24 protein-coding genes and 4 tRNA genes are annotated in these 23,882 nt (G+C 60.8%); 11 read left to right on the plus strand and 17 right to left on the minus strand.

Annotation, left to right across the window (positions count from 1 at the left end; all coding sequences use genetic code 11):
• On the plus strand, positions 1-378 hold a 378-nt coding region (locus K0U62_05860; GenBank protein MCH9801050.1), incomplete at its 5' end, for a pentapeptide repeat-containing protein.
• A gap of 35 nt (positions 379-413) precedes the next feature.
• Here the strand turns inward: K0U62_05860 and K0U62_05865 are convergent.
• Together K0U62_05865 and K0U62_05870 are read right to left on the minus strand one after the other, a co-directional pair.
• On the minus strand, positions 414-584 hold the full coding sequence (locus tag K0U62_05865) for a hypothetical protein (GenBank protein MCH9801051.1): 171 nt from the start codon (positions 582-584) through the stop codon (positions 414-416).
• Between the two features lie 209 nt (positions 585-793).
• Positions 794-868, minus strand: a tRNA-Val gene (locus tag K0U62_05870).
• 314 nt (positions 869-1,182) lie between these two features.
• On the opposite strand from K0U62_05870, the gene K0U62_05875 reads away from it, so the two are divergent.
• Positions 1,183-1,608 (plus strand): SsgA family sporulation/cell division regulator, encoded by a 426-nt coding sequence (locus K0U62_05875; protein MCH9801052.1) that lies wholly within the window; start codon positions 1,183-1,185, stop codon positions 1,606-1,608.
• A 4-nt stretch (positions 1,609-1,612) separates the two neighbouring features.
• On the opposite strand, the gene K0U62_05880 is transcribed toward K0U62_05875, so the two are convergent.
• Together K0U62_05880 and K0U62_05885 are read right to left on the minus strand one after the other, a co-directional pair.
• Positions 1,613-2,434, minus strand: a complete 822-nt coding sequence (locus tag K0U62_05880) for an aminotransferase class IV (GenBank protein MCH9801053.1) — start codon at positions 2,432-2,434, stop codon at positions 1,613-1,615.
• A gap of 17 nt (positions 2,435-2,451) precedes the next feature.
• The gene (locus K0U62_05885) at positions 2,452-3,420 is read right to left on the minus strand and encodes an anthranilate synthase component I family protein (GenBank protein MCH9801054.1); all 969 of its coding nucleotides are present in this window, start codon (positions 3,418-3,420) and stop codon (positions 2,452-2,454) included.
• A 136-nt stretch (positions 3,421-3,556) separates the two neighbouring features.
• Between K0U62_05885 and K0U62_05890 the strand changes: the two genes are divergently transcribed.
• The 3 genes from K0U62_05890 (at position 3,557) to K0U62_05900 (ending at position 3,835) form a co-directional block, all read left to right on the plus strand.
• Positions 3,557-3,629 (plus strand) — tRNA-Gly (locus tag K0U62_05890).
• Between the two features lie 37 nt (positions 3,630-3,666).
• Positions 3,667-3,737 (plus strand) — tRNA-Cys (locus K0U62_05895).
• 22 nt (positions 3,738-3,759) lie between these two features.
• Positions 3,760-3,835, plus strand: a tRNA-Val gene (locus tag K0U62_05900).
• 373 nt (positions 3,836-4,208) lie between these two features.
• On the opposite strand, the gene K0U62_05905 is transcribed toward K0U62_05900, so the two are convergent.
• Positions 4,209-5,531 (minus strand): hypothetical protein, encoded by a 1,323-nt coding sequence (locus K0U62_05905; GenBank protein ID MCH9801055.1) that lies wholly within the window; start codon positions 5,529-5,531, stop codon positions 4,209-4,211.
• Positions 5,532-5,618: 87 nt separating this feature from the next.
• On the opposite strand from K0U62_05905, the gene K0U62_05910 reads away from it, so the two are divergent.
• Entirely contained in the window at positions 5,619-5,858 is a 240-nt protein-coding gene (locus K0U62_05910) for a hypothetical protein (GenBank protein MCH9801056.1), read from the plus strand.
• Positions 5,859-5,958: 100 nt separating this feature from the next.
• On the opposite strand, the gene K0U62_05915 is transcribed toward K0U62_05910, so the two are convergent.
• The 6 genes from K0U62_05915 to K0U62_05940 form a co-directional block, all read right to left on the minus strand.
• Positions 5,959-6,897, minus strand: a complete 939-nt coding sequence (locus K0U62_05915; GenBank protein ID MCH9801057.1) for a cation diffusion facilitator family transporter — start codon at positions 6,895-6,897, stop codon at positions 5,959-5,961.
• Positions 6,898-7,185: 288 nt separating this feature from the next.
• Positions 7,186-8,220, minus strand: coding sequence for an alpha/beta hydrolase (locus K0U62_05920; GenBank protein MCH9801058.1), 1,035 nt, complete (start codon positions 8,218-8,220; stop codon positions 7,186-7,188).
• Positions 8,221-8,316: 96 nt separating this feature from the next.
• The gene (locus K0U62_05925; GenBank protein MCH9801059.1) at positions 8,317-9,630 is read right to left on the minus strand and encodes a pentapeptide repeat-containing protein; all 1,314 of its coding nucleotides are present in this window, start codon (positions 9,628-9,630) and stop codon (positions 8,317-8,319) included.
• Between the two features lie 137 nt (positions 9,631-9,767).
• The gene (locus K0U62_05930; protein ID MCH9801060.1) at positions 9,768-10,481 is read right to left on the minus strand and encodes a TIGR03943 family protein; all 714 of its coding nucleotides are present in this window, start codon (positions 10,479-10,481) and stop codon (positions 9,768-9,770) included.
• Complete coding sequence (locus K0U62_05935; protein MCH9801061.1) at positions 10,478-11,497, minus strand: permease; 1,020 nt, start codon at positions 11,495-11,497, stop codon at positions 10,478-10,480. Before K0U62_05935 ends, K0U62_05930 begins: the two co-directional genes overlap by 4 nt.
• 395 nt (positions 11,498-11,892) lie before the next feature.
• Complete coding sequence (locus K0U62_05940) at positions 11,893-13,530, minus strand: YihY/virulence factor BrkB family protein (GenBank protein ID MCH9801062.1); 1,638 nt, start codon at positions 13,528-13,530, stop codon at positions 11,893-11,895.
• Positions 13,531-13,571: 41 nt separating this feature from the next.
• Between K0U62_05940 and K0U62_05945 the strand changes: the two genes are divergently transcribed.
• Positions 13,572-15,224, plus strand: a complete 1,653-nt coding sequence (locus K0U62_05945) for an acyl-CoA dehydrogenase family protein (GenBank protein MCH9801063.1) — start codon at positions 13,572-13,574, stop codon at positions 15,222-15,224.
• Between the two features lie 34 nt (positions 15,225-15,258).
• Here the strand turns inward: K0U62_05945 and K0U62_05950 are convergent, their stop codons facing one another.
• The 3 genes from K0U62_05950 to K0U62_05960 form a co-directional block, all read right to left on the minus strand.
• Positions 15,259-16,296: a cell division protein ZapE gene (locus K0U62_05950; protein ID MCH9801064.1), complete on the minus strand. Its 1,038-nt coding sequence runs from the start codon at positions 16,294-16,296 to the stop codon at positions 15,259-15,261.
• A 72-nt stretch (positions 16,297-16,368) separates the two neighbouring features.
• Complete coding sequence (locus K0U62_05955; protein MCH9801065.1) at positions 16,369-17,634, minus strand: hypothetical protein; 1,266 nt, start codon at positions 17,632-17,634, stop codon at positions 16,369-16,371.
• Positions 17,635-17,855: 221 nt separating this feature from the next.
• Positions 17,856-18,116, minus strand: a complete 261-nt coding sequence (locus tag K0U62_05960) for a hypothetical protein (protein MCH9801066.1) — start codon at positions 18,114-18,116, stop codon at positions 17,856-17,858.
• Here K0U62_05960 and purT point away from each other — a divergent pair.
• Positions 18,115-19,344: a formate-dependent phosphoribosylglycinamide formyltransferase gene (gene purT / locus K0U62_05965; GenBank protein MCH9801067.1), complete on the plus strand. Its 1,230-nt coding sequence runs from the start codon at positions 18,115-18,117 to the stop codon at positions 19,342-19,344. The two genes, K0U62_05960 and purT, sit on opposite strands and share 2 nt — an antisense overlap.
• 6 nt (positions 19,345-19,350) lie before the next feature.
• On the opposite strand, the gene K0U62_05970 is transcribed toward purT, so the two are convergent.
• The gene (locus tag K0U62_05970; protein MCH9801068.1) at positions 19,351-19,740 is read right to left on the minus strand and encodes a DUF3054 domain-containing protein; all 390 of its coding nucleotides are present in this window, start codon (positions 19,738-19,740) and stop codon (positions 19,351-19,353) included.
• Between the two features lie 44 nt (positions 19,741-19,784).
• Here K0U62_05970 and K0U62_05975 point away from each other — a divergent pair, with 44 nt between their 5' ends.
• Positions 19,785-20,537, plus strand: coding sequence for a dihydrofolate reductase family protein (locus K0U62_05975; GenBank protein ID MCH9801069.1), 753 nt, complete (start codon positions 19,785-19,787; stop codon positions 20,535-20,537).
• A 5-nt stretch (positions 20,538-20,542) separates the two neighbouring features.
• Positions 20,543-21,655, plus strand: coding sequence for an ATP-dependent DNA ligase (locus K0U62_05980; protein MCH9801070.1), 1,113 nt, complete (start codon positions 20,543-20,545; stop codon positions 21,653-21,655).
• A gap of 23 nt (positions 21,656-21,678) precedes the next feature.
• Here K0U62_05980 and K0U62_05985 read toward each other — a convergent pair whose 3' ends face one another.
• The gene (locus tag K0U62_05985; protein ID MCH9801071.1) at positions 21,679-22,278 is read right to left on the minus strand and encodes a GNAT family N-acetyltransferase; all 600 of its coding nucleotides are present in this window, start codon (positions 22,276-22,278) and stop codon (positions 21,679-21,681) included.
• A 195-nt stretch (positions 22,279-22,473) separates the two neighbouring features.
• Here K0U62_05985 and K0U62_05990 point away from each other — a divergent pair, with 195 nt between their 5' ends.
• On the plus strand, positions 22,474-22,845 hold the full coding sequence (locus tag K0U62_05990) for a hypothetical protein (GenBank protein ID MCH9801072.1): 372 nt from the start codon (positions 22,474-22,476) through the stop codon (positions 22,843-22,845).
• A gap of 101 nt (positions 22,846-22,946) precedes the next feature.
• Here K0U62_05990 and K0U62_05995 read toward each other — a convergent pair.
• The coding region (locus K0U62_05995; GenBank protein MCH9801073.1) for a DNA polymerase domain-containing protein at positions 22,947-23,882 on the minus strand (936 nt) is incomplete at its 5' end.

The raw sequence follows: 23,882 nt of genomic DNA on the forward strand, positions 1-23,882 counted from the left end.
ACCGGCGCGAAACTGACCGACGCGACCCTGACCCACGCGGACCTCGCCTACGCGAAACTGACCGACGCGACCCTGACCGGCGCGAGCCTCACCGGCGCGGACCTCTCCTACGCGACCCTGATCGAAGCAAACCTAACAGGCAAGAACCTGGAAGGCGCGGACCTCGAATCCGCGACCCTGTACCGCGCGGACCTGACCCGCGCGAACCTGTACGACGCGAACCTGCGCGGCGCGGACCTGACCGGTGCGAACCTGTACGAAGCGAACTTCCGTCGGGCGAACCTGACCGGTGCGATCCTGAACGTCGCGGACCTGACCGGGGCGTTCGTCTGCGAAACGGCCATGCCGGACGGCAGCATCAACAACACCAACTGCTAACTGACCAGAAAGTTGTCGGGGGGTGTCTGCCCAGGTCACCAGCCGGGGTCGCCGTAGTCGATGCGGTTAGCGGTCATCCGGAGCAGTGTCGCTAGGTCTGCGAGTTCCTGCGGCGACAACACCAGGCCCGCCACCATCGGGTCGAGTTGGGCGCCGCCGTCTTGGTCGTGAATGAGGTTGTCGAGGTGTTGCTGCGTTAGTTCCATGGGGTGATGCTGGCGGCGTCATCGGCGGTTGTGACCGTTGTGGCATTGGTTGTGGAGCGTGCGCGCCGACCGGCGGTTGTGGACGTTCTGGCGGCGTTTCAGCGGCATTTGTGCGGCATTTGAGCGTGGTTTGTTGCACGAAATCGTTGCACGCCGGTTCTATGCTCCCCTGCACTTGCGAAATCCCCACGTAAAACACGGGGATTCGTTGGTGGTCGATACTGGGTTCGAACCAGTGACCCCTCGCGTGTGAAGCGAGTGCTCTACCACTGAGCTAATCGACCGCATATGCCCGCAACTGGTGCGCCACAACGGTTTTCTGAGGGTACCCCACTCCCCCGATCGGAGTAGCACAGCAGCCCCCGTAGGTAACAGTTCGGAAAACAAGGGGGTCAATTCGGACAAATCATCACCCAGTCGGGGGACATGCATCTTGCGACTGGCGACAACTGCCCGCCAAATGGTGGAACATAGTTAAAGCGGTTGGTGGAAATACCGAAGTTTTCTGTATAAAGCCGCGCCGTGAGCAGGAACACACCAGTTGGGGGTGTGATTCCGGGCTGAGTGGGAATACCACTCATGGGGAGAGGAGCCCGAGATGGAACCGATGAACGTTGTACCGACGGTTGAGCACGACATTCACATGCAGGTGGTCATTGCCGATGGCAATCGCGTGGCTCTGCCCGCTACGTTGACTTATCGCGCTGAGGACCCGTTTGCGGTCACCGCTACCTTCCGTACCGCTGATAATGAAATCTCTTGGGTGTTCGCTCGAGAGTTGCTGCGGGACGGTCTGCGCGACATCGCCGGACATGGCGACATTGTGGTTCGCCCCGGACACCCCTCACGAGGGGCACGGGTGTCGCTGACCTTGAACTCTCCCAGCGGCTCCGCCGTTATCGAAGGGTCGCGGGAGCAGATCGGTGACTTTGTGGCCGAGATGTACCGCGCGGTACCGGAAGACGCCGAGTGGATGTACTTGGACCTAGATCGCACCATCGAGGATCTACTGGAAGCCTCCTGACGAGTCAGGGATCACGATCCGTCGAGCGCTGGGAGAAAATCTTGGCGATTCGCTGCGTGGCGGGCCCAGGGACTAGTTCGCGGTCGTCAACTTGATGCACCGGTTGCACATCTCTGGTGGAGGACACCAAGAAGATCTCCTCGGCCGTCGACAGCACATCCATAGGCAGGCGTTCCTCCACTGCATCCGTCCACTCCAGGAGCAGTTCGCGCGTGATTCCTGCGAGGCAACCTGAGTCCAGCGGTGGGGTCAAAACTCGACCGTCTGCCACGACAAAGATGTTGCTGCCAGTGCCCTCGCACAGATCGCCGGACAAGTTGGCCAGGACCGCTTCGGAGCCACCTCGCTGTTTCGCCCAGTCAAGCGCTACCGCGTTCTCGGCGTAACTGGTTGTCTTCAAGCCAGCCAGCGGTGAACGCTCATTGCGCGGCCAGGGTGACACCGCCACCGCCGTCGACGCTGGCCACGGCGATGCCGCTGTCACTGCGACAGCCAGAAGTCTAGGTCCGGGACCGCGATCACTTCCCAACGGACCCGGCCCAGAGGTGTAGGTGACCCGCAGCCGCCCCAGATCACCGAGCTCGTCTTGATTTGCAGCCAGGACCTCGGCAATCCCTACCCGGACCAGATCCTGATCAGGAGCCGCCAGACCCAGCCCCGCAGCGGAACGGTTTAGCCGGTCTAGGTGACGCCGTAGCGCGAACGGGACGCCATCAATGACTTTCAGTGTTTCAAAAACCCCGTCCCCCACCGTCAGACCGTGATCGAGGGCGGTGGCAACCGGCTCACTCTCATCAACGAGTCTGCCGTTGCACCAGGCCAACACGTTCGCCTCCTGTCCCGTCAGCCCGCACCGTTAGCGAGTGCCATCAGTCGCTGGGCCTTCAGTTGTGTCTCGCGCCATTCTGCCTCCGGATCACTCCCCCAAGTGATTCCCGCGCCGGTGCCAAATCGAATCACGCCGTCGCGAATCCAGAACGTGCGGATCGCAACGGCCAGTTCGGCAGTCCCCCGGTCTGCGTCCACCCAACCGAAGGCTCCGCAATAGGGTCCGCGCGGCTCAGGTTCCAAGTCAGCGATCACATCCAGCGCCGCCAATTTGGGGGCACCCGTTACGGATCCCGGCGGGAACAGTGCCGCAAACAATTGCGTCCAACTAGTCCCTGGCACTAGGTCTGCGGACACGTAGGACACCAAGTGGAAGAGTCCCGGATGCTCTTCAACTGTCATTAGCCCCGGCACCGTCACCGACCCCGGCTGACTCACTCGCCCCAAGTCATTGCGCACCAGATCGACAATCATGATGTTTTCAGCCCGATCTTTGGCTGAAAATTCGTCCCGACTCGCGGCCGTTCCCTTGATCGGACCCGAGCGCACTCGGTCACCATCACGGCTGAGGAAGAGCTCCGGCGATGCGGACACTACCGATACCTCGGGCAGCCGCAGAAAACCGCCATAGGGAGCCGGATGCTCCCCCGCGATCCGCTGCCACAGCGCGGCTGGGTCGTAGTCGACTGCGACGTCTGCGCTAAGTAGCCGACAGACATTCACTTGGTAAACATCGCCAGCCGCGATCAACTCCCGGACTTGCCGGACGGCTACTTCGAAGGATTCCTGGGGCAAACTGTCGCGCCATTGGCCGGTGGGCGGCTGGAAGGCACTGATCTCTGCCCGTTGGGGTAGATCTTGTGACCAATGCTCGAACTGAGCGAGTACTGCATCGCCCTCGAATCCGACGGAAACGGCCCATCGACCACCAGAATCGAGGTCAGCCAGGCTGCGGCTTTTGCGCACCAAGCCCCTCGCGGTCATACCACCAACTACTGCGAGAGCGTGGTCAGCAACTGGAGTGGGCACACTTGATCATCCCGCACCGCGTGGGGCTTTTGGCGGCCCGGTATCTGGTGGGCTATGGTGACTGTGCACAAACTGCGGGGGAAACTCGCATGCGGACGTGGCTCAGCTGGTAGAGCATCACCTTGCCAAGGTGAGGGTCGCGGGTTCGAATCCCGTCGTCCGCTCGGAAGGCGTCCGGCCGAAAACCGGCCAGACTTCCTCGGTGGCGTGGCCGAGAGGCGAGGCAACGGACTGCAAATCCGTCTACACGGGTTCAAATCCCGTCGCCACCTCTAAGGTGTAACTGCACCGTAGGGACCATTGGCGCAGTGGCTAGCGCGCTTCCTTGACACGGAAGAGGTCACAGGTTCGATCCCTGTATGGTCCACCAGCAGATCCCCGCCATTTACGCGGGGATTTCGCAATTTCGGGTTCCAACGCAAACGGCGTGCCCCAAGTTTGTGCCCCAAACACGCCTAGACAGTCCACAGCAGCACCCTTCGACCTTCCACACCACCCACATCCAGCACCACAACCCCCGCCTAGATGACGTCAACTAGCGGAATGAACCTCACACAGCAACATCTCGGCAATCTGATTTATGACCACGATGGCGGCGCACAACTCGACCCTCTGGTGGTGGGCCTGGTGTTGTCACCGCAGGAACTCGCAGACCTGGCGGCACCGTTGCTGATGACCGCTAACCGCATCGACTACGGCGACCCCGGATGGTGGCTTCGGGCAGTTATCCGACGCTGGTCAGCTCAGCCGGTGCCTCGCAGCGTGCATGGCACGTTGGAGTTTTGTTGGGCTTTCCAGGTCCGGGTCCATTTAGCCTTTTCCTCGCCTGGCGCCTTGGCTACGATCGTGGTCTTGATCTTGAGGCCTGCCCCACAGTTGGGCGTCGCCTTCACCGTAGCTTTCTTGGACTTCTTGTTAATCGTGATGCCGCAGTTTGCCGTCTTCTCCTTACCTTTTAAGCGCTTACCATTCACGGAGCACTGGGTCTTCGCCTTCTTAATCTTCCCATCCGACTTAACCTTCACCAGACGGGTTTCCTTCTGCAACGGCAGCTTCTTTCCTTTAGGCACCGCATCCTTTACGACCAACTGCGTGACCGGAGTCGGTATCGGGGTGGGTGTGGGTGTAGGTGTGGGTGTGGGTGCGGGTGTCGGTGCCGAGTCGGCGGTGTAGGTGATCGTGATCGACCCATCACCACCATCAGCGCCCAACCCACCGCCGTTGTTTCCTTGTGCATAAACGACAGTTCCCGCGTACCCGAAAGAACCCCCCGCACCCCCGCCAGTGCCGCCGAGGGACGGCGCCATCGGTACGCCGCTGCCACCGCCGCCGCCGCCGCCGTAGCCGCCACCGCCACCGCCACCATTACCTGCGCCGTTATCAGGACCACCGTTGCCACCGTTGCCACCGGCGTCTACCCCGATTCCTCCTGCGGCCGGACCGGCCGTACCGCTTCCTCCAGGCCCGCTTCCCCCAGATCCGCCGTCCTTACCATTGCCCCCACCCTCGCCACCCTGTCCGCCTCCGCCGCCTTTGCCGCTGGTAATGCCTCCGGTGGCAGATCCCGAATCACCGTCGCCTCCCGAGCCATCCGACTTACCGGCAGAACCCCCGTGAGCGTTCTTTGCCGAACCGCCACCACCGCCACCTCCAGCAACGAGACCGCTATTCGTCCCCTGCAGCGAACCTACAGCGGTGGCACCGCCACCTCCACCGCCGCTATAGGCTGGGGTGCTGTCACCACCACCGCCCACATACAACAACAACTCATCGCCAGCAAACACTGGGAACTCAACGGTGACTAAGGCCCCGTTCCCACCCTTACTGTTGGCGACGTCGCCGACGAAACCAATGCCTCCAGCGCCGCCACCACCAAGACCCACTACCTTCACGGAGGAGACGTTCTGAGGCACCGTCCAAGAGCTCGACCCAACCGTGGTGAACTCGACAGTTTCGGCAGCCGAGGCCGTTACGGGGATCGCTACTGCCGCCGCCCCCAAGGCAATCACCGCCCCTGAGCTAATCCATGTCCGAAGGTTTGTGCTTCTCGTTTCGACAGCGCGCATGGGAGGATTTTGCCGAAACTATTCCCACCAAGCAACTCAATTCCAAAGTTCTCTCAACGAACAAGCCAGCCAGTCGCGGCGGCGGGGATGACGGTTGCGCTCGCGTTCGTGCCCATCACGGTGGGACTCCTGAAAGTGACATTCCTCGGCGGACTATCCGGGACTGCACTAGTGATCCTCCTGTCCTTCGGAAGCGCGGCGCTGCTTTTTCTCGTGACCGAAGATCTCCTACTAGAGGCACACGAGAGCAATCCCAACGATTCCGTTTGGGTGACGGCGCTTTTCTTCGTCGGGTTCATGACTGTCATCTTGGTGGAAGGCTTTTGAGACGGGTTCTTTTGAGACGTGTTTCAGTAGGAAGGGCCGGAGCACAGGGGATCGTCACCGTTGTGATGGTCGATCTCGCTGAATCAGTCTCCGGTTGTACTTATGATTCTTGAACGTGAGTTTCGTCGGGCCTGATGATGTCGGGTTCGAGGTAGATCACGAGTTTCTTGCCGGGGACGGCCTCCCGCAATCTGACTTCTGCCGCATCGATAGCTGCTGCAATCTGGGATCCCGTTTGGTCACGATCTACGCCAATCTTGGCCACGACCAAGATCTCGTCTGGCCCCAAGTGCAGGGTCCGCAGATGAACCATTCCTACAACGCCATCGGCTTCATCCAACACTTTCGCTATCGCGCGCTGTTCCTCCGGAAGGGCACTTTCACCCACCAGCATCGACGCCATTTCCATGGCCAGGAACATCGCGATGATGACTAAGAGCACACCGACTGACATTGCACCGAGACCATCCCAGACGCCGTTGCCGGTGATGGTTGCCATGCTGACCCCGAGCAGCGCGAAGCACAAGCCGACTAGGGCTCCCATATCCTCCAGCATCACCACTGGTAATTCCGGTTGCCGGGTGTCGTGCACGAAACGGAACAGTCCTCGTCGTCCACGAATCTTTCGAGACTCACCAAGCGCGGTTCGCAATGACAGCCCTTCTAACGCCATGGCGATGAGGAGAACAACAAAAGCAACCCAAGCATCCTCCAATGGCTCGGGATAGTGGAACTTATGGAAGCCCTCGTAGAGCGAAAAGATCCCACCCACAAGGAAAAGCACTATCGCTACAACGAATCCGTAGACGTAACGAAGCCGGCCGTATCCGAACTGATGGGTTCTATCTCGCTTCTGGCGGGCACGCTTGTTACCAAAGAGCAGCAGCAGCTGGTTTCCTGAATCAGCCAAGGAGTGGATCGCTTCGGACAGCATCGACGAGGATCCAGTGAACACAAAAGCCGCGAACTTAGAGATCGCGATACCAACATTTGCGGCAAGTGCTGCAAATACAGCTTTGATGCCACCCTCAGCGCTCATGGCTACTCCGCCTTAGCTGACGTTCGTGGGGCACACCCTACTGCGAAACTTACGACAGGAGCGAGCTCGGCCTTTCCCAGCAGCAGAGGTCACCTTCAGGAGGAAGGGCAGTCGTCGTTCATGATGACGTCATCGGCCCAAAGTGCTTTGCACCACTTTGCGACAAAGTAGTCAGCGTCGCCGGTCATGTAGGTCAAGGTCGCACTGGTCAGATCAGCGCGGGACAGATTTGCGCGGGGCAGTCTTGCAACCCACGGCCGCACGCGTAACTAGGCCCCGAGCTCTCCGCTATCCCTTAGATCCGGCCAGCAACTGGGCGACCATCGACCCCGATGCCGTGCGGTAGACCCCGCGGGCATAGGTCATGTGGCCGTAGCCCTCCGCATCATGTCGGTAGTCAGCATTCAGGTGCTCCGCCAACCATTTCCCCTGAAAAGCGGGGATAGCGGTGTCGTCATCGGCGTGCCAGACACAGGCATTGGGATGTTCCAGAGCCTGGATATCAATCCCCCAGTCAAAGCAGGTGTCCTGCGCCGTCTCCCATGTACCTCCGGCTGTCCCGCGGATCACTGAACGCTGCATTGACGCGTGAAACCGATCCAACAACTCGGTGTCTTCCTTGACCTTGGGTAGGCCCTTGGTGATGCCGCTGGCAATGATCGCCGGTGGCAGCGTTTTCAGCAGCAGACGCATGACGCCGAAGTACCACGCCATCCAGAATCGGCCGAGTGATCGCGAGCTCGGGGTTTTGCCAGTGCCGATGGTGTCCCCTAGTTGTAGTTCCGCCACGAGGGCGGCCGGAAGCAGCGGCGCATTGAGCCCTAGTCCGATGCATCTGTCCGGATAAGCCACGGCGACTGCCATCGCATGTGGCGTGCCTTGGGAGTGACCAGTCACATGAAACCTGTCAATATTCTCGGCGGCCAACACGGCCGCGAGGTCCTCGTGCGGCCAATCCTTGACCACGCGGCCTGGTTGGTCATCGGTGAAGCCACAGCCGGGCAGGCTAATAGCGATGCCACGCACCCCCAATTCCTCACAAGCTTGGGCATGCACGCTCTCTTCGAAGCCGGCCTCAAGCCCGGAACCATGGAGGTTAATGACCACTGGGCTCTCGGCGTTCGTACTGCCATAGCGCAGATAGGCCACGAGCCTGCCATCCGGCAGAGTCACCGACTGCGCACCGGCGGCCTGCAACTCAGCTGGGTCCACGTCTCGCATCCCCGCCCTGCGCATCACCAGCCCCCAGACCTGCAACCAGATAAAAACAACCACCAGGACAACGAGCAGCCCGGTCAGCAGCCACAACAACACTTCCCACACAGTCAACGCCTAACTCGCCACACAAAACACTCCACACTGGATACTGATCGACGAGACCCGCTATCCGATCGTGATACGCGCCGTTCCATACGGTCGTCAGCAGTCGTCATTCTTGACGGTGCCGTTCGGCATGGTCGTTTTGCAGAATTTCGCGTTAGTGAAACCAGCGGCATCTACTTCGGCCCCAGAAAGATCCGCGCCAGTGAAGTCGGCACCAAAGAAACTCGTGGCGTACAACTTCGCGCCCTTGAAAGTCGCATTAGTGAAGTTGGCTGACCCCATAGTGGTGCCCATCATGTAGGCGTTGGCCAGATTGGCGCCACTGAAGTTCCCTTGATAGAACGACGCTTGTTTGAAGTTTGCGCCGGTCAGGTTGCTGCCGGAGAAGTTGGCGTTGTCGCCTTGTACTTGCAACAGGTTGGTCCCGGTCATATTTGTATCGGAGAAGTTGCCCTTCTTCATGACCGCATACGACAGATCTGCATCAGTGAGATCCATGTTGGGCAGTCCCGTCCCGGTCAGATTGGCGCTGGACATCGAGGCTCGAGTCATATCCCCGCTGAAATATGCGTAAGACAAGTTCGCACTTGTCATGTTGGCGTCCGTGAGGGTCCAGTTCGATCCGCCGGTAAGGGTGGCCCTGGTGAGGTTTGCCGACGTCATATTTGGGCGCACGAAGGTACCGTGCAGATTCGCATCGGTCAGGTTTGCCCGGGTGAAGTTGGAGTCAATCACCGTGGCAGGCTGCGTTCCGTCAAGGTTGGTGCAGTCGCTCGGAGCCCCCCCGGTGTCAGACGCACAGACTGTCGCTGACCAGTTCGTCCGGGTTAGGTTCGCGTCGGTGAAATTGGTCTCGAATGCGTTGGCATTCGCTAGGAACGCACCGGTGAGATTGGCCCCGGTCAGGTTCGTTTCAGACAGGCTCGAGCCCACCAGGTTGACGCCTACCAGGTTGGCTCCTTGGCAGTTGGGACGACATTGGACTCCGCGCACCGCCCCACCGTTCTTGGTCTTTTTCTTCCCCTTGACCGGGCCCAGATTGGCCCTGTCCAGGTTCGCGCCAATCATCGTGGCGTACTTCAACTTGGCTGCCCGCATGTTGGTCTTGCTGAGTTTGGCCTCATGCAATTCGGCGTACTTGAGACTGGTCTTCTTCAACTTGGCTTTGCTGAGATTCACTCCCCGCAGATCAGCTCCATGAAGTTTCGCATTGCTGAAGTTCGACTTCGACAGATTCCCGTGGTGTTCCAGCACCCACTTAGCGTCGACACCGGCGCAGTCTGCCTCGGATTCCACCACACACGTCTTCTGCTTCTTGCCGATCTCTGCTGGCGGGCTAGCCGAAACCGCTCCCGGAGCCAACAAAACTCCCGCAGCCAATCCACCAGCGACAACGACCCGCAGCAACATACGCGAACCCTATCCCGTTGCCAGGGCCCACGGCTACGGACTCAGATCAGCATCACTCGGCCGAATCTTAGGCACTAGCTTTCGCCAGCAACCGCTGGCATCGGGTGTCGAGAATGTCGAGTAGCAGCGACTCTTGTCTAGAGATAGGTGTCGCGGGGCTGATCGATGGTGACCACGGATTCCGCTCGGATAACGGCCAGTGCGCCGTAGCCCTCACCCTCGCTTGGCAGATACGTTCCGGTGACCTCCACCCACTGCTCCACCGGCGGCGCGGCAGCGTCCTCGACGCGCACCTTGATCGCGGAAGCATCTGCTGCACAACAGGAGGCCAGGAAGCGCGTGAGGTACCACTCGCCGGAGTCCCCGGTGGTGACGAAGCCTTGCACCCGAACCACGTGATCATCGAGGGTGCGGCCCTCATCGAACAAAGCGCGCGCAGCGTAGTCATCCAGATTCAGCGGCACTGGGTCTTGACCAGTCGGCAAGGGTGGGTAGCCATTCTCCTGACTTTCGGCGAGCCCTTGGGTACCGCTGTCCCGCGCCGCGGCATCTGCTCCCAATGGTGGTGGGGCAATGAGGAAGATCGCGGCGACCGGCAACAGCAACAACCAGGCCACCGTGGGCGCTTGGCTGTGGTCGTGATCGTGATCGGAATGACCACCAACAGACTCGGGTTTACGGATCACCTTCGCCAGACACCAGATGCCCAAGCCGGTCAACAAGAAACCAGCAGCGAACAACAGCGGGCGCATGGGTTCTTTGACGTAGTTCAAGAACAGCTCTGACCAGGTGATGCGCAGTGTCACTACCCCTAGCAACAGCAGTACGAACACTTGAATATCGCGCTTCACAGCAACCACCACCCCATCAGCACCGCACTAGCAATGGCAACGACGAACGTCAGCGGCGCGAATACTGCAGCGAATCTCCTGCCAAAGGTACCGATCTGCATAGCGATCAACTTGATGTCCACGACCGGCCCTACAACCATGAACGCCAATCGAGCGGTCATCGGAAACATCGTCAGCGAAGCCGCTACGAACGCATCTGCTTCCGAGCAGATGCTCACCACTACCGCAAAGATGGCTAGCAATAAGACAGCCAACCAGGGCCGCTCCGCCACGGCATTGATCCACTCTTCCGGAACAAGCACATTGACAGTCGCGGCAACCATCGCCCCCAAAACCAGGAAGCCACCAGCGTGCATGATGTCGTAGACCGCGGTCAGCCGGAAGGTCTCCCACTTGGGAGTGCCTTCCTCACCAAACTTTCGCGGGGTGCGCAGCAGATTCCTGCTCTTGCCAATCCGAATCCACAGCCAACCGACCACCAACGCAGTCGTAAGTGAGGCCAGGAATCGAGCCCCTACCACCTCGGGCTGACCGGGAAAAGCCACCGCAGTGGATACCAACACAATGGGATTGATCGCGGGCGCAGACAGCAGGAAGGCCAATGCGGCTGCCGGTGCCACACCTCGCCGCACCAGACTGCCGGCGACGGGGACGGAGGCACATTCGCATCCCGGCAAAACCACGCCGGCCGCGCCAGCCGCGGGAACTGCCGCCGCCGGATTCTTGGGAAGCGCGCGTTCGAAGAATGAGGCTGGAACAAAGGCAGCGATCACTGCGGATAGCAGCACGCCCAGCACCAGAAATGGCAGTGCCTGGATCACAATGGAAACCAAGATCGTGGTCCAGGTTTCCAATCGCGGGATGGCCAGTGCCTCCACCAGCCACGGTTGGATCACGATCAGCACCACTGACACCAGAGCAAACCCGACCAGACCCCAGGGCAGCTCGTTTGACGGCTTGGGGGCGGGGTCGGAACCGTCTGCGGCGCTGTCAGCGCTTTCTTGACGTTGCGGCACCTCGAACTGAGAACTCACGACTGACTGACACCTCCCCGGAATCGTGTCAGTGTACGTCCTCGTCGACCGAGGCGGTAAGACTCGCTAACAGGCCCGCAGTGCTGACATACCCTGCCCTGCCTACCTTCTTAGCCACGTCCGCCTGACGCTAGCCAGGGCGAACCTGCTGCAGTTCAGTTCCTGGCTCACCACCGGTCTCGAAAAGCCGTGGGAGTGCTAGCAAACTAACCTTGGGCACAGTTAGCATTCGATACCGCGAATACCTCGCTCGGAGTCGTCGATGTCGATCTACCGCACACCCTTGGCCACGACTGCCACGCTTGCCCTCACGGTGGGCGCCTTAGTATCCAGCCAGGCCGCAGCCGCAGCTAATTAACCATCGGGCAGGCACGTCACTAGCCTCTGCCAGCTGAGGATGCAGCTGTATCCGGCTGTGATGGGGAATCAGAGGGTGGCTGCTCCTCACGCATAGCGGGGTCACCATCATCTTCTGGTGATGCGTCGCCTGCCCCCTCCTCGCTCTTTTCACTCTCAGCAAGGACTCTCTTGGCGAGATCTACTGCTTTGTCCCTAGCCCGCTGGGCCTTCTCTACTCGTGCAGCTGCTCGCTCAACAGCTTCCTCCGCTGCGGTGGCAGCATCTATCGCACGTGTGGAGGCCGCACCGGTAGCGGCAGTGGCTTCCTCGGTTTTCTCTTGGATGGCCTCCAACGCCTCCGCATTATCTTGCCGAACCGCGGAACTTGCCTGCCGATCAGCCACTGCCGCAGCAGCCTTGGCATCCTCGTGCGCACTTTCAGCTTCATTCGCTGCATCTACTGCGGCCGCTGCCGCGTGTTCAGCCTCCGCACTTTCGGTGGCGGCTGTGGTGGCTGCCTCCTCGACCTCATCAGCACCGTCTGCTATTGATGCCGCAGCGTCTTCCGCAACGGCGGTTGCGGCGACTGCCTTCTGCACTGAAGCTTCGGCTTTCGCGACTGCTTCCTGAGCCTGTTTGGCGGCTCCTGCTGCCTTGTTGGCCAACTTGGCGGCTACGGTCCGTGCTTCCGTAATGGCCCGCAACTGAGAGACGCGGGCATCATCCGCCGCAGCCCGATCAATGAGAATCTGGTACGCGTCTAGATCCGCTTCCACCATCAAGTCTCGGGTGAGGAATACTCCCCGACGGGCGTACACGATGGTGATGTTGAGGGTCATCCCAGCAAATGCCGCGACCGTGAAAATCAGCGCCCAAATGAATATCGCCACGAGGGATGAGATCGCTCCGTACAAGGAACCGCTACCAATAATCCAGGCAATGTATAACTGCAGTCCGGCTGAGCCAATGAGCCATGCGACGACGGCAAGCAGGCCCCCAGGAATCTCGTTACGCAAATGCCTTTTCTTGGGATTGACTAGGTACAGCATCACCGTCGCCACTGCACTCAGTCCCAGAACTGCGCCAATGAATCCCAACCACTGCACGCCAAAACTGTCGGTGAGCAACTTGGTATTGAGGCCCGGCATCAGCAGCGTGCTCATCACCACGCCGACGAGCATGACCAATCCAATGAGGTACAGCAGGACAGCTTTGCCTCGATTGACCAGATAGCCCTTCAGTGGCATACCTCGCAGTGCGCGCGCACCTTGAGTCAGCGTGGCAAATACTCGCGATCCGCTATAGAGGGCAGAACCCAGACCGATAAGGGTGAGCCCGCTACGAGAGCCCGAGACGCTCTCGATAAACGGGACTAGGAGTTCCTCGACGGCCTCTGGAGTCAGTAGCCGGGAGGCGTTCTCGATCATCACCTCTTCCACCTGGCCGAGGATGTTGGCTCCCGTCAGGTTTGCGGCCCATGCGAAGGCGGAGAGTAAGCCGATGAGGAGGAAGGGCAGCGTGAAAATCAGCCAGAAGGCCCCCTCACTGGCAAAACCAAAGCAGCGCCGATAGTTGAACAGTGTTATGCCGGAACGCAAGAACCGAGATAGGGGCCATTGCCGGACACGCTCCCGAGTCCGACGCCAACCCGTCATGAATCCACTAGCACTGCTCATGCCGCGGTCAAACTTCCCTTCACAGCCCTTACGGTAGAGGTGTGGCTACCAAACCATCTACCGAAACGCACTCAGTTCTTAATCAAGTACCTGCGCTGCCAGAGCGCAACTTGTACGACCAAGACACGCCGCTACAAGCGGCAGTTGCGCAGCACAGCGAGTCACAACATACGGATCGACTGAAGGACTTGGGGGCTTGGGCTGGTCGGCCAACGAGCCGAGAAATCGGCCTGGAAGCTAATCGTGACGTACCCAGACTGCGCAGCCACGACCGCTACGGTCACCGCATCGATGAAGTGGATTTCCACCCCGCATGGCATGAACTGATGGCTCAGGCCGTGAGTTGGGGGCTTCATGCGGACCCTTGGCATGGCAATACGCCGGGGGCACACGTGGCCCGAGCCGCTGGTTTCATCATGCAAACCCAGGTCGAACCCGGACACATGTGCCCGATCTCGATGACCTACGCGGCAGTTCCGGCACTTCGCACTGATCCCGGCATCGCAGCCGAGTGGGTTCCAGGACTGAGCGCCCGCAGTTACGACTTTGGCCTGCGAGCACCGCAGACCAAGGCCGGCCTCATTGCCGGCATGGCGATGACGGAGAAACAAGGTGGGTCCGATGTTCGGGCTAATACCACCACTGCGCAAGCCCTGGGTGAGGACGGCACCTACCTGCTCACCGGCCACAAATGGTTTTGCTCGGCTCCCATGAGTGATGTCTTCCTCGTTCTGGCGCAAGCCCCTGGCGGAGTCACCTGCTTCGTCGTGCCGCGAGTGCTGCCGGATGACACCCGCAACACCTTCCAGATTCAGCGGCTGAAGGACAAACTCGGTAACCGCTCAAACGCCAGCAGCGAGATTGAGCTCGCGGACACAGTGGGGATTCGATTGGGTGAGGAAGGCCGAGGAGTCCGAACCATCGTCGATATGGTGTCGGCCACCCGACTGGACTGTGTGCTTGGCGCAACTGGTTTGATACGAGGCGCAGTCACCCAAGCTGCTTGGCACACCCGACACCGCGAAGCATTCGGCTCAACCTTGCTCGACAAGCCCCTGATGCGTAACGTGATCGCTGATCTCGCGTTGGAGGCAGAAGCCGCCACCGCGCTCGCGATCCGACTTGCGGCCGCTGTCGAGGCTGCTGAGGCTGGCGATGAGAGTGCCGCGCTGCTGCGCCGGATCGCGCTGCCGGCCGCAAAGTTCTGGACTACGAAGCGCAGCATCGCCGTGACTGCCGAAGCCTTGGAGTGCCTGGGTGGCAACGGCTATGCCGAAGAGTCAGGTATGCCGCTGTTGTTCCGAGAGGCACCCGTCAACTCAGTCTGGGAGGGGTCCGGCAATGTTAACGCCCTCGATCTCCTGCGGGCCATGGCCAAAGAACCGGGCACGGTAGATGCGCTGTTGACCGAACTCGGCGCGGCCACTGGCAGTTCCCACTACTACGACACCGCGCTAAAGGAACTACTGAATGATCTATCGGATCTGTCCGATTTGGAATACCGCGCCCGCCGGCTTAGCAGTCGCATCGCGGTGCTGTTGCAGGCTGCCCAACTAATCCGCTACGCCCCCGACGCCGTAGCGGATGCTTTCGCGGTGAGCCGTCTCGGCCGCGACGAAGCCGGACAGTTCGGCACATTACCTCCGGGTCTGGACATCGACGCGATCATTGACCGAGCGATGCCGCTGGCCTGACCTGGCCCAGCAAGCCTTCACGGGGTGCTAGACATCAGCCCGCGCCTGGCTCAGCAGCACCCGAACCTTCACGGGTCAGCGCCACCAGCCGGGACACCGCGCGGAAGTATTTCTTGCGATAGCCACCGGCCAGCATGTCGGGGGCGAAGATCTTGTCCACGGGGATTCCCGAGGCAACTACCGGAACGTCACGGTCGTACAGCCGATCTACCAGCACCACGATCCGCAAAGCATCAGCCTGGTCGGTCACCGGCCGGACTTCGGTCAGGTGAACTGTCTCGATTCCGGTCAATAGCGGGCCGTAGCGAGACGGATGGACCTGCCGCAGATGCGCCAGGACATCGGCGAAAGCATCCAGGCTCACTGCCTCAGCACCCAAGCGCCGCATGGATTGTTCAGCCGATGCCGCGACCTCTTCGTTCGATGCTGGCGGTGGCGCGTCGGGTAGTCCTCGATGTCGGTAGTCCTCGCCATCGACTCGAATTACATCGAACTTCGCCGACATCCCCTGGATTTCGCGCAGGAAGTCTTCGGCGGCGAATCGGCCCTCCCCCAGTCGATCCGGCAACGTATTCGAGGTTGCCCCAATCCGAGCACCGGCATCGGCCAACTTCTGCATGAGGGTGGACATCAAGACCGTGTCTCCAGGGTCATCCAGTTCGAACTCATCAATGCAGACCAACGAATACGAACTGAGTTGTTCCACCGCTGTCGCGAATCCGAGCGCGCCCACCAGATTGGTGTATTCCACGAAGGTGCCAAAAACTTTGGGCCCGGGATCGGCGTGCCACAGCGACGCCAGCAAGTGGGTCTTCCCGACGCCGAACCCGCCGTCGAAGTAGATACCGGGGCGCTGCTCAGGTGGGCTGCTGCGGAAGAATCGGCGCTTGCTGCTGACCGGTCTCGCGACGAACGCTTCACCTGCCGCGACTGCTGCCGCCTGGCTGAGATGATCTGGATCGGGAATGTAGGTCTGGAAGCTAACGTCGGCGAAGCGAGGTGGTGGCTGTAGCAGCGATACAAGGTGTTCCGGGGCCACCACAGGGTCTCGTTCGGCCAAGGCGACAGTCACCGGGTTAGGCTACCGCCGCTGTTCGCGCTCGGCAGCGACAGCCACCTGTCAGCAGAAAGTTGCCGGGCTCTGTCAGTCGGCGGCCAAGTCGTACAGCGCAGCCAAGTACGCATCAGCGAAACGGTGTGCTGTCTCGGCAGATGTGACCGGCTCGGCATACCCGATGGTGAGATGCACCCCGGTTTCAGTAGTGATCGCCACCAGCATCACTGGATGCGCGCAATGCCGTTGCGCAGGCATCAACATGACCTCATCGAAACCCGCCGGTCGACCAGCCAGCCGAGACATATCGCCTACATCAGAAACGCATACGCCGTTGGAGAATTGATCTGCAGCAGTGGCGATCGCATCAGCCTGGGCAGCGATAGTGGCGGCGTCGTAGGTTGCGTCGAGTTGCAGTGCCGCATCGCGCTCCTGCGTCAACTGCTTCGCAAGCACCCTGGCTGTCGTTGACAGCGAGTCGGACTGCTGATCGGGCCGCAGGTAGAGCATGAGTGATCCGACGAAACACCCGACTGAGTCAGGCGCCACCACCGGTTCGCAGTTCTTGCGTAGGTCTGCGGTGACCAACATGGGAGTCCATTCCGTCCAGCCAGGAAAGTCCCGTGCTGCCGGTGCGATCGCGGCAGCGAATGCCGCACCCAACCGCTCACCACGCTCGCGCATTCGTTCATGGAGCCGCTGCAGGTCCACTTTCGGGAAGTGCCGGTACGTGGCACGGGGCAGCCTGTCAGCGGCTGGTGCGGGCTCCGCGACTGGCCACAGCGCCTCATCCGGTATGGGTGGCAGCAGATTTCGACCACCCGCTGCAGCGTGAGTCACGCCATCCTCTACCGCTGGCGGCAACGGCAGTGGTGCTGCGGAGGCCGGCTGACCTGACAACACCGCTTCGACCTCGTTCAAAACGGTCAGCGCCGCTCGACCGTCCACCGCGGCGTGGTTGACCGTCAACAGAATCCAGTGCACCTGATCGCTACGAGTGAGCGCAGTGACCCGATAACAGACCGATCTGATGTCCATGGTCTGCTCAGCCTCGGTTGCGTAGATGGCGTCGAGGTCAACTTCACTGTCTACCTCGCCATCCAACTCCTGAGTGCGCATTTGGACGGCGGAGTAGGGCACATCGCAGACCCACCACCATCGACCATCTGTCCGTTGCTCCACTCGAGCACGCAACAGTGGATGGCGGTCGTGCACCTGACCAAGAGCCGACGCTAACTCCAACGCAGGCGCTGGTCGCGACAGGCGAGCTACGACCGTCAACTGCACCGCGCCCGCAGCACGCAGATACAGCTCCGTGAAAAGCGCTTCTTGCGGACCCAGCGGTCTTTGGTGCATCCCTGCCTCCGGCGGTTCGGTGCGAGGCTATCCCACAAGCCCACCTCGATACTTCGCTGACAGATCTGCAGTATGTGACAGCAGTGACGCAAGATTCGTCACTACCCGCGTCTACCTGCACTCAATGAGCGTTATCGCCGCGACACTAGGCGTGGGCCGGACGAGTTGAAGTTCTTGCCACCGAGAACTATTGCCACCGAGAATCGGTAGGTGAGATGGAACTAGTTGTACGAGCCTAGAATCCAAGACATTTGCATAACCACATCGTTGTTATCCGTCACGGTACTGAACTGCCAGTCCTGGAAATTCCCGACTAGCCCGCTGTCTTCTGCTACCTCGGTACCGGAAGTTGCTGCGAGTTCACCGGCCTCGACGCCAGCTCCTGCAGCCACTTCTGATGCAGCTGACCAAGCGACCTGCACGCTGGCGACGGGATTCCCGAGCCGCACCTCCCGATAGTCTGATGCCGTGGGAGAAATCATGCCGCGTACATCCGACGCCGAGCAAGGTCGCGCGGATCTACTCAGTTCATTTGGCCCACCTAGCAGTAGCGCAGCAATTACGGTCATGCTGCTGGGGTCCGGCGAACTCGGCAAAGAGGTCACAATCGAGTTGCAGCGACTCGGTATCGAAGTCATTGCCTGTGATCGCTATCCGGCAGCCCCCGCCATGCAGGTGGCGCATCGCAGCCACGTGCTGGATATGTCAGACCCAGCGGCATTGCGCGACATCGTGCTGAGTGAGCGCCCCGATCTGATCCTGCCGGAGATCGAAGCGATTGCGACCGAGGAACTTCTGACGCTGGAGCAGGAGGGCTTTCTGGTTGCTCCGACTGCCAGGGCTGCTCGATTGACTATGGATCGCGAAGGTATTCGGCGGCTCGCCGCCGAGACGTTGGGATTGCCCACCAGCCCCTATCGGTTGGCGGACGATCTCGACGAGTTCCTCGCGGCGGTGGCTGAGATCGGCACACCCTGCGTCGTGAAGCCAGTGATGTCGAGTTCGGGCAAAGGACAGTCGGTGGTTCACACCCCCGACGACGCGGCCGCTGCCTACGAATTAGCCGCCACCGCGGGACGCGTGGGCGGCAGTCGGGTGATCGTTGAGGGCTTGGTGGCGTTCGACTATGAAATCACCCTGCTCACGGTTCGTCATCGAGACGGCACAAGTTTCTGTGACCCGATTGGGCATGTGCAGATCGACGGGGACTACCGGGAGTCGTGGCAACCGGCCAGCATGGCTCCGGCAACCCTGGCACGGGCACAGCAGATCGCTGAGGCGGTAACTGGGGACTTGGGTGGCTACGGAATTTTCGGTGTGGAGTTGTTTGTCTGCGGTGAGGAGGTGCTGTTCAGCGAGGTATCTCCGCGTCCGCATGACACCGGGCTCGTGACGATCGCCTCCCAAGACCTCTCTGAGTTCGCGCTGCATGCGCGGGCCGTTCTGGGACTACCTATCCCCACTATTCGACAGCTGGGCCCGGCAGCAAGCACTGCCGTGGTGCTGACTGGCGATAGTGATGCCCCAGAACTGGCTGGTCTACCGGAGGCGCTCACCTTTCCCACCACTCGGGTATTGGTGTTCGGCAAGCCGGAGATTGATGGCAGTCGCCGGTTGGCGGTGGCTCTGGCTACTGGTGACACCGTTGCCGATGCTCGCGCGCGAGCGGTCGCGTGTGCGGAAGAGATTACGTTGGCCGAGTCGGACTGACAGCCGCTAGTTGTTCACTGCCTCATTCTGAGTCAACTTCCGCCGACCCCTCACGAGAGACACGACCCGCCAGCCCAGCATTGTGGCAAACAGGAACAGCCCGGCCACGATCACGAACGCCGTCGCGGTACCGCCGTCGAAGACGGTAGCGCGCAGGAGTAAGCCCAGCAGCCAGGTCAGTACAGCGATAACAGCACCCATTAATAAGGCTCGTGGATCCCACTTTGACAGCAGAACCACGAGCCACGCCACCACCAGCGCCAGCGTAAAAGGTGCCGCCACCTCGAGATAGCCGACTACCCCGCTGCCGGCATCATGAGTGCGTCGCCCGAGCGCGACAAATACCAGCACGCTCGTCACATCTAGCAGGAACGACAAGACACGAGATCGGACCATGCCGTCAGGCTACCGAGACCTCATGGCAGGATCAGACCGTGCACATGCTGCTACCCGAGCGCGTCGGAACCATGTCTCCTGCTGGAGTTGCCGACGCCTACGCCTGGCCCGAATCAGATCGACCGTGGGTGAGGGCGGTGATGGTAGCCACCGCCGATGGTGCCGCTCGATCCCCGCAAGGACGCTCCGGCGGAATCTCCTCAGCCGGGGACCGACTGGTGTTTGGCACCATCCGTGGGCTCAGTGACGTGATCTTGGTGGGTGCCGACACTTTTCGACTCGAAAACTACGGACCGGTGCGGCTCCACCCGGCACTCGCCAAGCGTCGTGCTGACCAAGGAATGCCCGAGGTGCCGCGACTGGCCGTGGTGACCTCATCGGGACGACTCGATGAAACGGCGCCAGTGTTCACTGAAGCCCCTACGCCACCGCTATTGCTGGTGCCGGGAACGCTGCCGGCGGATCGGCGTGCGGCACTGGAACCTGTCGCGGAGATCGTTGAGATTGGCACAGAGTCACTAGATCTGAGCCTCGGTATCACCCAACTCAAAGCACGCGGGCTGAACCGGATAGCAGTTGAGGGAGGGCCCCGACTCCTCGGGCAACTGGCCGCGCTGGGTCTCCTCGACGAGCTGTGCTTGACCGTCACCCCACTCATGTCAGGTGGCGCCTATGACGGCCAGCCGGTGCCGCGAATCCTAGACGGGACTGATCTGCCGGACCCACCGCGATCCCTGCACTTGGCCCACGCCATCGAAGACGCCGGCACCCTGTTCCTGCGTTACACAACTGAGTAGTACCGATGTCTCGGATGCCCGCTCCCCCAGTGGCTCCGATGCTGGCACGACCACTCGCGGCGAAGGTTCCACAGCAGGGGCCGAAAGGCCAGGAGTTGGCTTTCGAACCCAAGTGGGACGGCTTCCGTTGCCTACTCTTCGTACCGCCGAATGACCCGCTAGCCGAGGTGGACGAGGTGTGGGTGCAGTCCAGGTCTGGCGAGAATCTTTCCTACTGTTTCCCCGAGATTGTCCGAGCCGCCGATTACCTGCCACCGGGGACGGTGCTAGACGGCGAACTAGTGATCGCAAAAGCCGGCCGGTTGTGGTTCGAACGGCTCGGCGAACGGATCCGGCCCCGCAGCGAAGCTGGTGGCTGGAAGATCAACGAACTCGCCGAGCAGTATCCGGCTTCATTCGTCGCCTTCGATCTACTGGCGACAGCTGGTGAGGGGATGCTTGCCACCCCGTACCAGCAGCGGAGGCAAGCGCTGGAGCGACTAACGCTCACTGCCCCGTTCTACCGCTCCCCCGCAACCAGCGACCCGAAGCTCGCCACTCAGTGGTTCACCGAGTTTGAAGGCGCAGGCCTAGACGGGGTCATCGCCAAGCCAGTGGACGACCCCTACTCGCCGGGCAAGCGTGCCGTCTTCAAAATCAAACACGCCCGTACTGCGGATGTAGTGGTTGCGGGTTGGCGACCACACAAGCAACCCGGGCCTGCCGGTCAACCAGTGGTGGGGTCGCTGTTGCTGGGGCTGTATGACGATTCCGGTCTACTGCACCACGTTGGTGTGGCAAGCAGCTTCTCGGTTGCCAAGCGGCTCGAGCTGACCGAACTGTTCGGTACGCATTCCATTGCGGAGGGTGAGTACCACCCGTGGTTGTCCGGCGATGATGACGTTCGACGACCTGGTGGGCCTTCTCGCTGGTCCGCGGGCAAGGACTTGTCTTTCATTCCGGTTCGGCCAGAGTTGGTCGCCGAAGTTGGCTATGACCACATGGAAGGTGTCCGCTTTCGGCACACCACTAAACTGCTGCGATTCCGCCCCGATCGGACGCCTGCGTCCTGCCGATATGACCAGCTGGAACAACCAGTGGGCTATCAGTTGGACCAGATCGTTCCCGGACTAGGCTGACTGCTCTCGTGCCTTCGCCTGGCCTAGTCATCACTCGCGGCCAGCGGGCGTGCCCAACGCTCTACCTGAGCACCGCCACCGAGCCACGCTCGCGATGAAACCGCCACCTGGCGAAAACCCTTGCGCGAATAGAGTCGCTTTGCATCCGAGTTATTAGCATCGACATCCAGCGCGATGTGGGCACTACCCGCGGCAGCCGCCCGCTGCTCCACGTCAGCCAACAGCAGTGAGCCCACGCCACTATTGCGTGCTTCGGGTTTTACCGCGATCGCCATGAGATAGAACTCGTCATCGTGATGACGGTCCATGAATCGCAAGATGGGCCGGAAGAGTCCGGAGACCACCATCATCCGCACACTGCGCCATCCCGCAGCCGCTGCTAGCGCCTGGCTGGAGTCAGCTCGCGCTTCGACTCCAGTCATGGCCGAGGCAGCGCCAAGTAGCTGATCACCGTCAACCGCAACCACCGCATGCTCCAGACTCAACTGGTGACCGGGGGTCAAACTTGCTTCCGCTAGAACGCTCAAGTCCCCAACCATGGCCTTGAACATCCCGCCGGCAGCGGAATCCACAAGAACGGCAACCGCTGTCGCATCTTCGGACTTCGCTGGCCGCACCATCACGTTGCCAGTCTAGAGTCCACGACTCCGCGTGGGCGATTTCTGGACGGGCGTCAGCTGGAGTGCCCTAGCCTCGCATCCACATCGGGCTCGGGAACTATGTGGCCGGTACCCACTGATCCCCAGCTGCACGGCAGCAATCATCGCGCCTCAACGAATTCGAATCGTTAGGTTGAAGGTGCCAAGAAGGAGAAGATCGTGCCACTCAAAAAGAAACTACTCACACTTGCCATCGCTGCCCCCGCCGCCATGGCGCTCAGCATCACCGCCCCAGTTGCAGCTAACGCATCCGAACACAAGCCACCGTGTAAGAAGAAGGCCATCAAGAAAGCGCTGAACAAGACTAATGACGGCGAAGTCAGTTTTGTTATTGACAAGAAATGCGCCAAGAAGAACGGCCAGTGGTGGGCAGCCGGTGACTTCGAAATGAACGTTGACATCGCATATCTGGTGTACGGGAAGCAGAAGAAGAACGGGAAGTGGAAGTGGGTCGACGATCAACGCAAGACCTGCGAAACCGACCGTAAGGCCATCCCTAAGAAGCTGCGGGGCATTTGTGACGTTGACTGAAGTGACCTGATCCGAATCGGGTCCCGGGCTGATTCGCAGCGTTTAGTCAGTGGCGGCGGCCCGCTGCGCAGTAACGGGGACTCGGATCCCCCGGACCAGTCCTATGCGACCGGTCCGGGGGGATCGGTAGCGCGACTGGGCTGCACCCGCTTCGGCTCCCCCGGCATTTTGGGGTGATCTGGCGGATAGGGCAGGTCCCCGAGGCCTTGCTCCTGATCCCGGCGGAAGAGTTCCAGTGCTGGGGTCAGGTCGTGCGCTTCATCGTCGACGCTCGCCCACGGGTCCCCGACACTGGCGAGTCGAGCCGGAGTCGTCTTCACCGTGAACTTTTCGGGCACGACGTCCAGCAGTTCATCCCAGTTCAGTGGTGTAGACACCGTGGCTTGCGGTCGCGGTCGAATGGACCAGGCCGCCGCAATAGTGCGATCGCGGGCGTTCTGGTTGTAGTCCACAAAGATTCGTTCGCCACGTTCCTCTTTCCACCAGTTCGTGGTCACCCGGCCAGGCAGTCGTCGCTCCAACTCCCGACCGATCCCGATGGCGGCACGTCGGACCTCGGTGAACGTCCAACGCGGTTCAATCCGTACATAGACGTGAACCCCGCGTCCACCACTCGTCTTGACGTAACTGGTCCACCCCCATTCCGCCATCAGATCACGTGCAGCCAGCGCCACCTCGGCAGCATCACGAAAATCCGTTCCGGGCTGCGGATCGAAATCCAGTCGCAGTTCATCTGGATTATCTGGCCGATCACTCCGAACCGGCCAGGGGTGGAACGTGATGGTGCCCAAGGTCGCTGCCCACACCACCACGGCAGGTTCGGTCGGACATACCTCATCAGCGCTGCGCCCACTGGGAAAGGCAATACGGCAGGTCTGCACGTAATCGGGCGCTCCGCGTGGCACCCGTTTCTGGTAGAAGGCGGCCCCCTTGACCCCGCTGCCTGGCTCGGTACCGGCCACTACCCCACCGGGCCACCGCTCTAGCGTGGTTGGTCGGCTATGCAGCTGCGGGAGCAGCACATCCGCAACCGCAAC

The sequence above is a fragment of the Actinomycetes bacterium genome, assembly GCA_022599915.1.
Taxonomy (GTDB): domain Bacteria; phylum Actinomycetota; class Actinomycetes; order S36-B12.

Bases quoted from the DNA above. Each gene is read 5' to 3' on its own strand.
- K0U62_05865 (MCH9801051.1), bottom strand. From the start codon at position 584: ATGGAACTAACGCAGCAACACCTCGACAACCTCATTCACGACCAAGAC.
- K0U62_05875 (MCH9801052.1), top strand. From the start codon at position 1,183: ATGGAACCGATGAACGTTGTACCGACGGTTGAGCACGACATTCACATG.
- K0U62_05885 (MCH9801054.1), bottom strand. From the start codon at position 3,420: ATGACCGCGAGGGGCTTGGTGCGCAAAAGCCGCAGCCTGGCTGACCTC.
- K0U62_05905 (MCH9801055.1), bottom strand. From the start codon at position 5,531: ATGCGCGCTGTCGAAACGAGAAGCACAAACCTTCGGACATGGATTAGC.
- K0U62_05910 (MCH9801056.1), top strand. From the start codon at position 5,619: ATGACGGTTGCGCTCGCGTTCGTGCCCATCACGGTGGGACTCCTGAAA.
- K0U62_05915 (MCH9801057.1), bottom strand. From the start codon at position 6,897: ATGAGCGCTGAGGGTGGCATCAAAGCTGTATTTGCAGCACTTGCCGCA.
- K0U62_05925 (MCH9801059.1), bottom strand. From the start codon at position 9,630: ATGTTGCTGCGGGTCGTTGTCGCTGGTGGATTGGCTGCGGGAGTTTTG.
- K0U62_05940 (MCH9801062.1), bottom strand. From the start codon at position 13,530: ATGAGCAGTGCTAGTGGATTCATGACGGGTTGGCGTCGGACTCGGGAG.
- K0U62_05955 (MCH9801065.1), bottom strand. From the start codon at position 17,634: ATGCACCAAAGACCGCTGGGTCCGCAAGAAGCGCTTTTCACGGAGCTG.
- purT (MCH9801067.1), top strand. From the start codon at position 18,115: ATGCCGCGTACATCCGACGCCGAGCAAGGTCGCGCGGATCTACTCAGT.
- K0U62_05960 (MCH9801066.1), bottom strand. From the start codon at position 18,116: ATGATTTCTCCCACGGCATCAGACTATCGGGAGGTGCGGCTCGGGAAT.
- K0U62_05970 (MCH9801068.1), bottom strand. From the start codon at position 19,740: ATGGTCCGATCTCGTGTCTTGTCGTTCCTGCTAGATGTGACGAGCGTG.
- K0U62_05975 (MCH9801069.1), top strand. From the start codon at position 19,785: ATGCTGCTACCCGAGCGCGTCGGAACCATGTCTCCTGCTGGAGTTGCC.
- K0U62_05980 (MCH9801070.1), top strand. From the start codon at position 20,543: ATGTCTCGGATGCCCGCTCCCCCAGTGGCTCCGATGCTGGCACGACCA.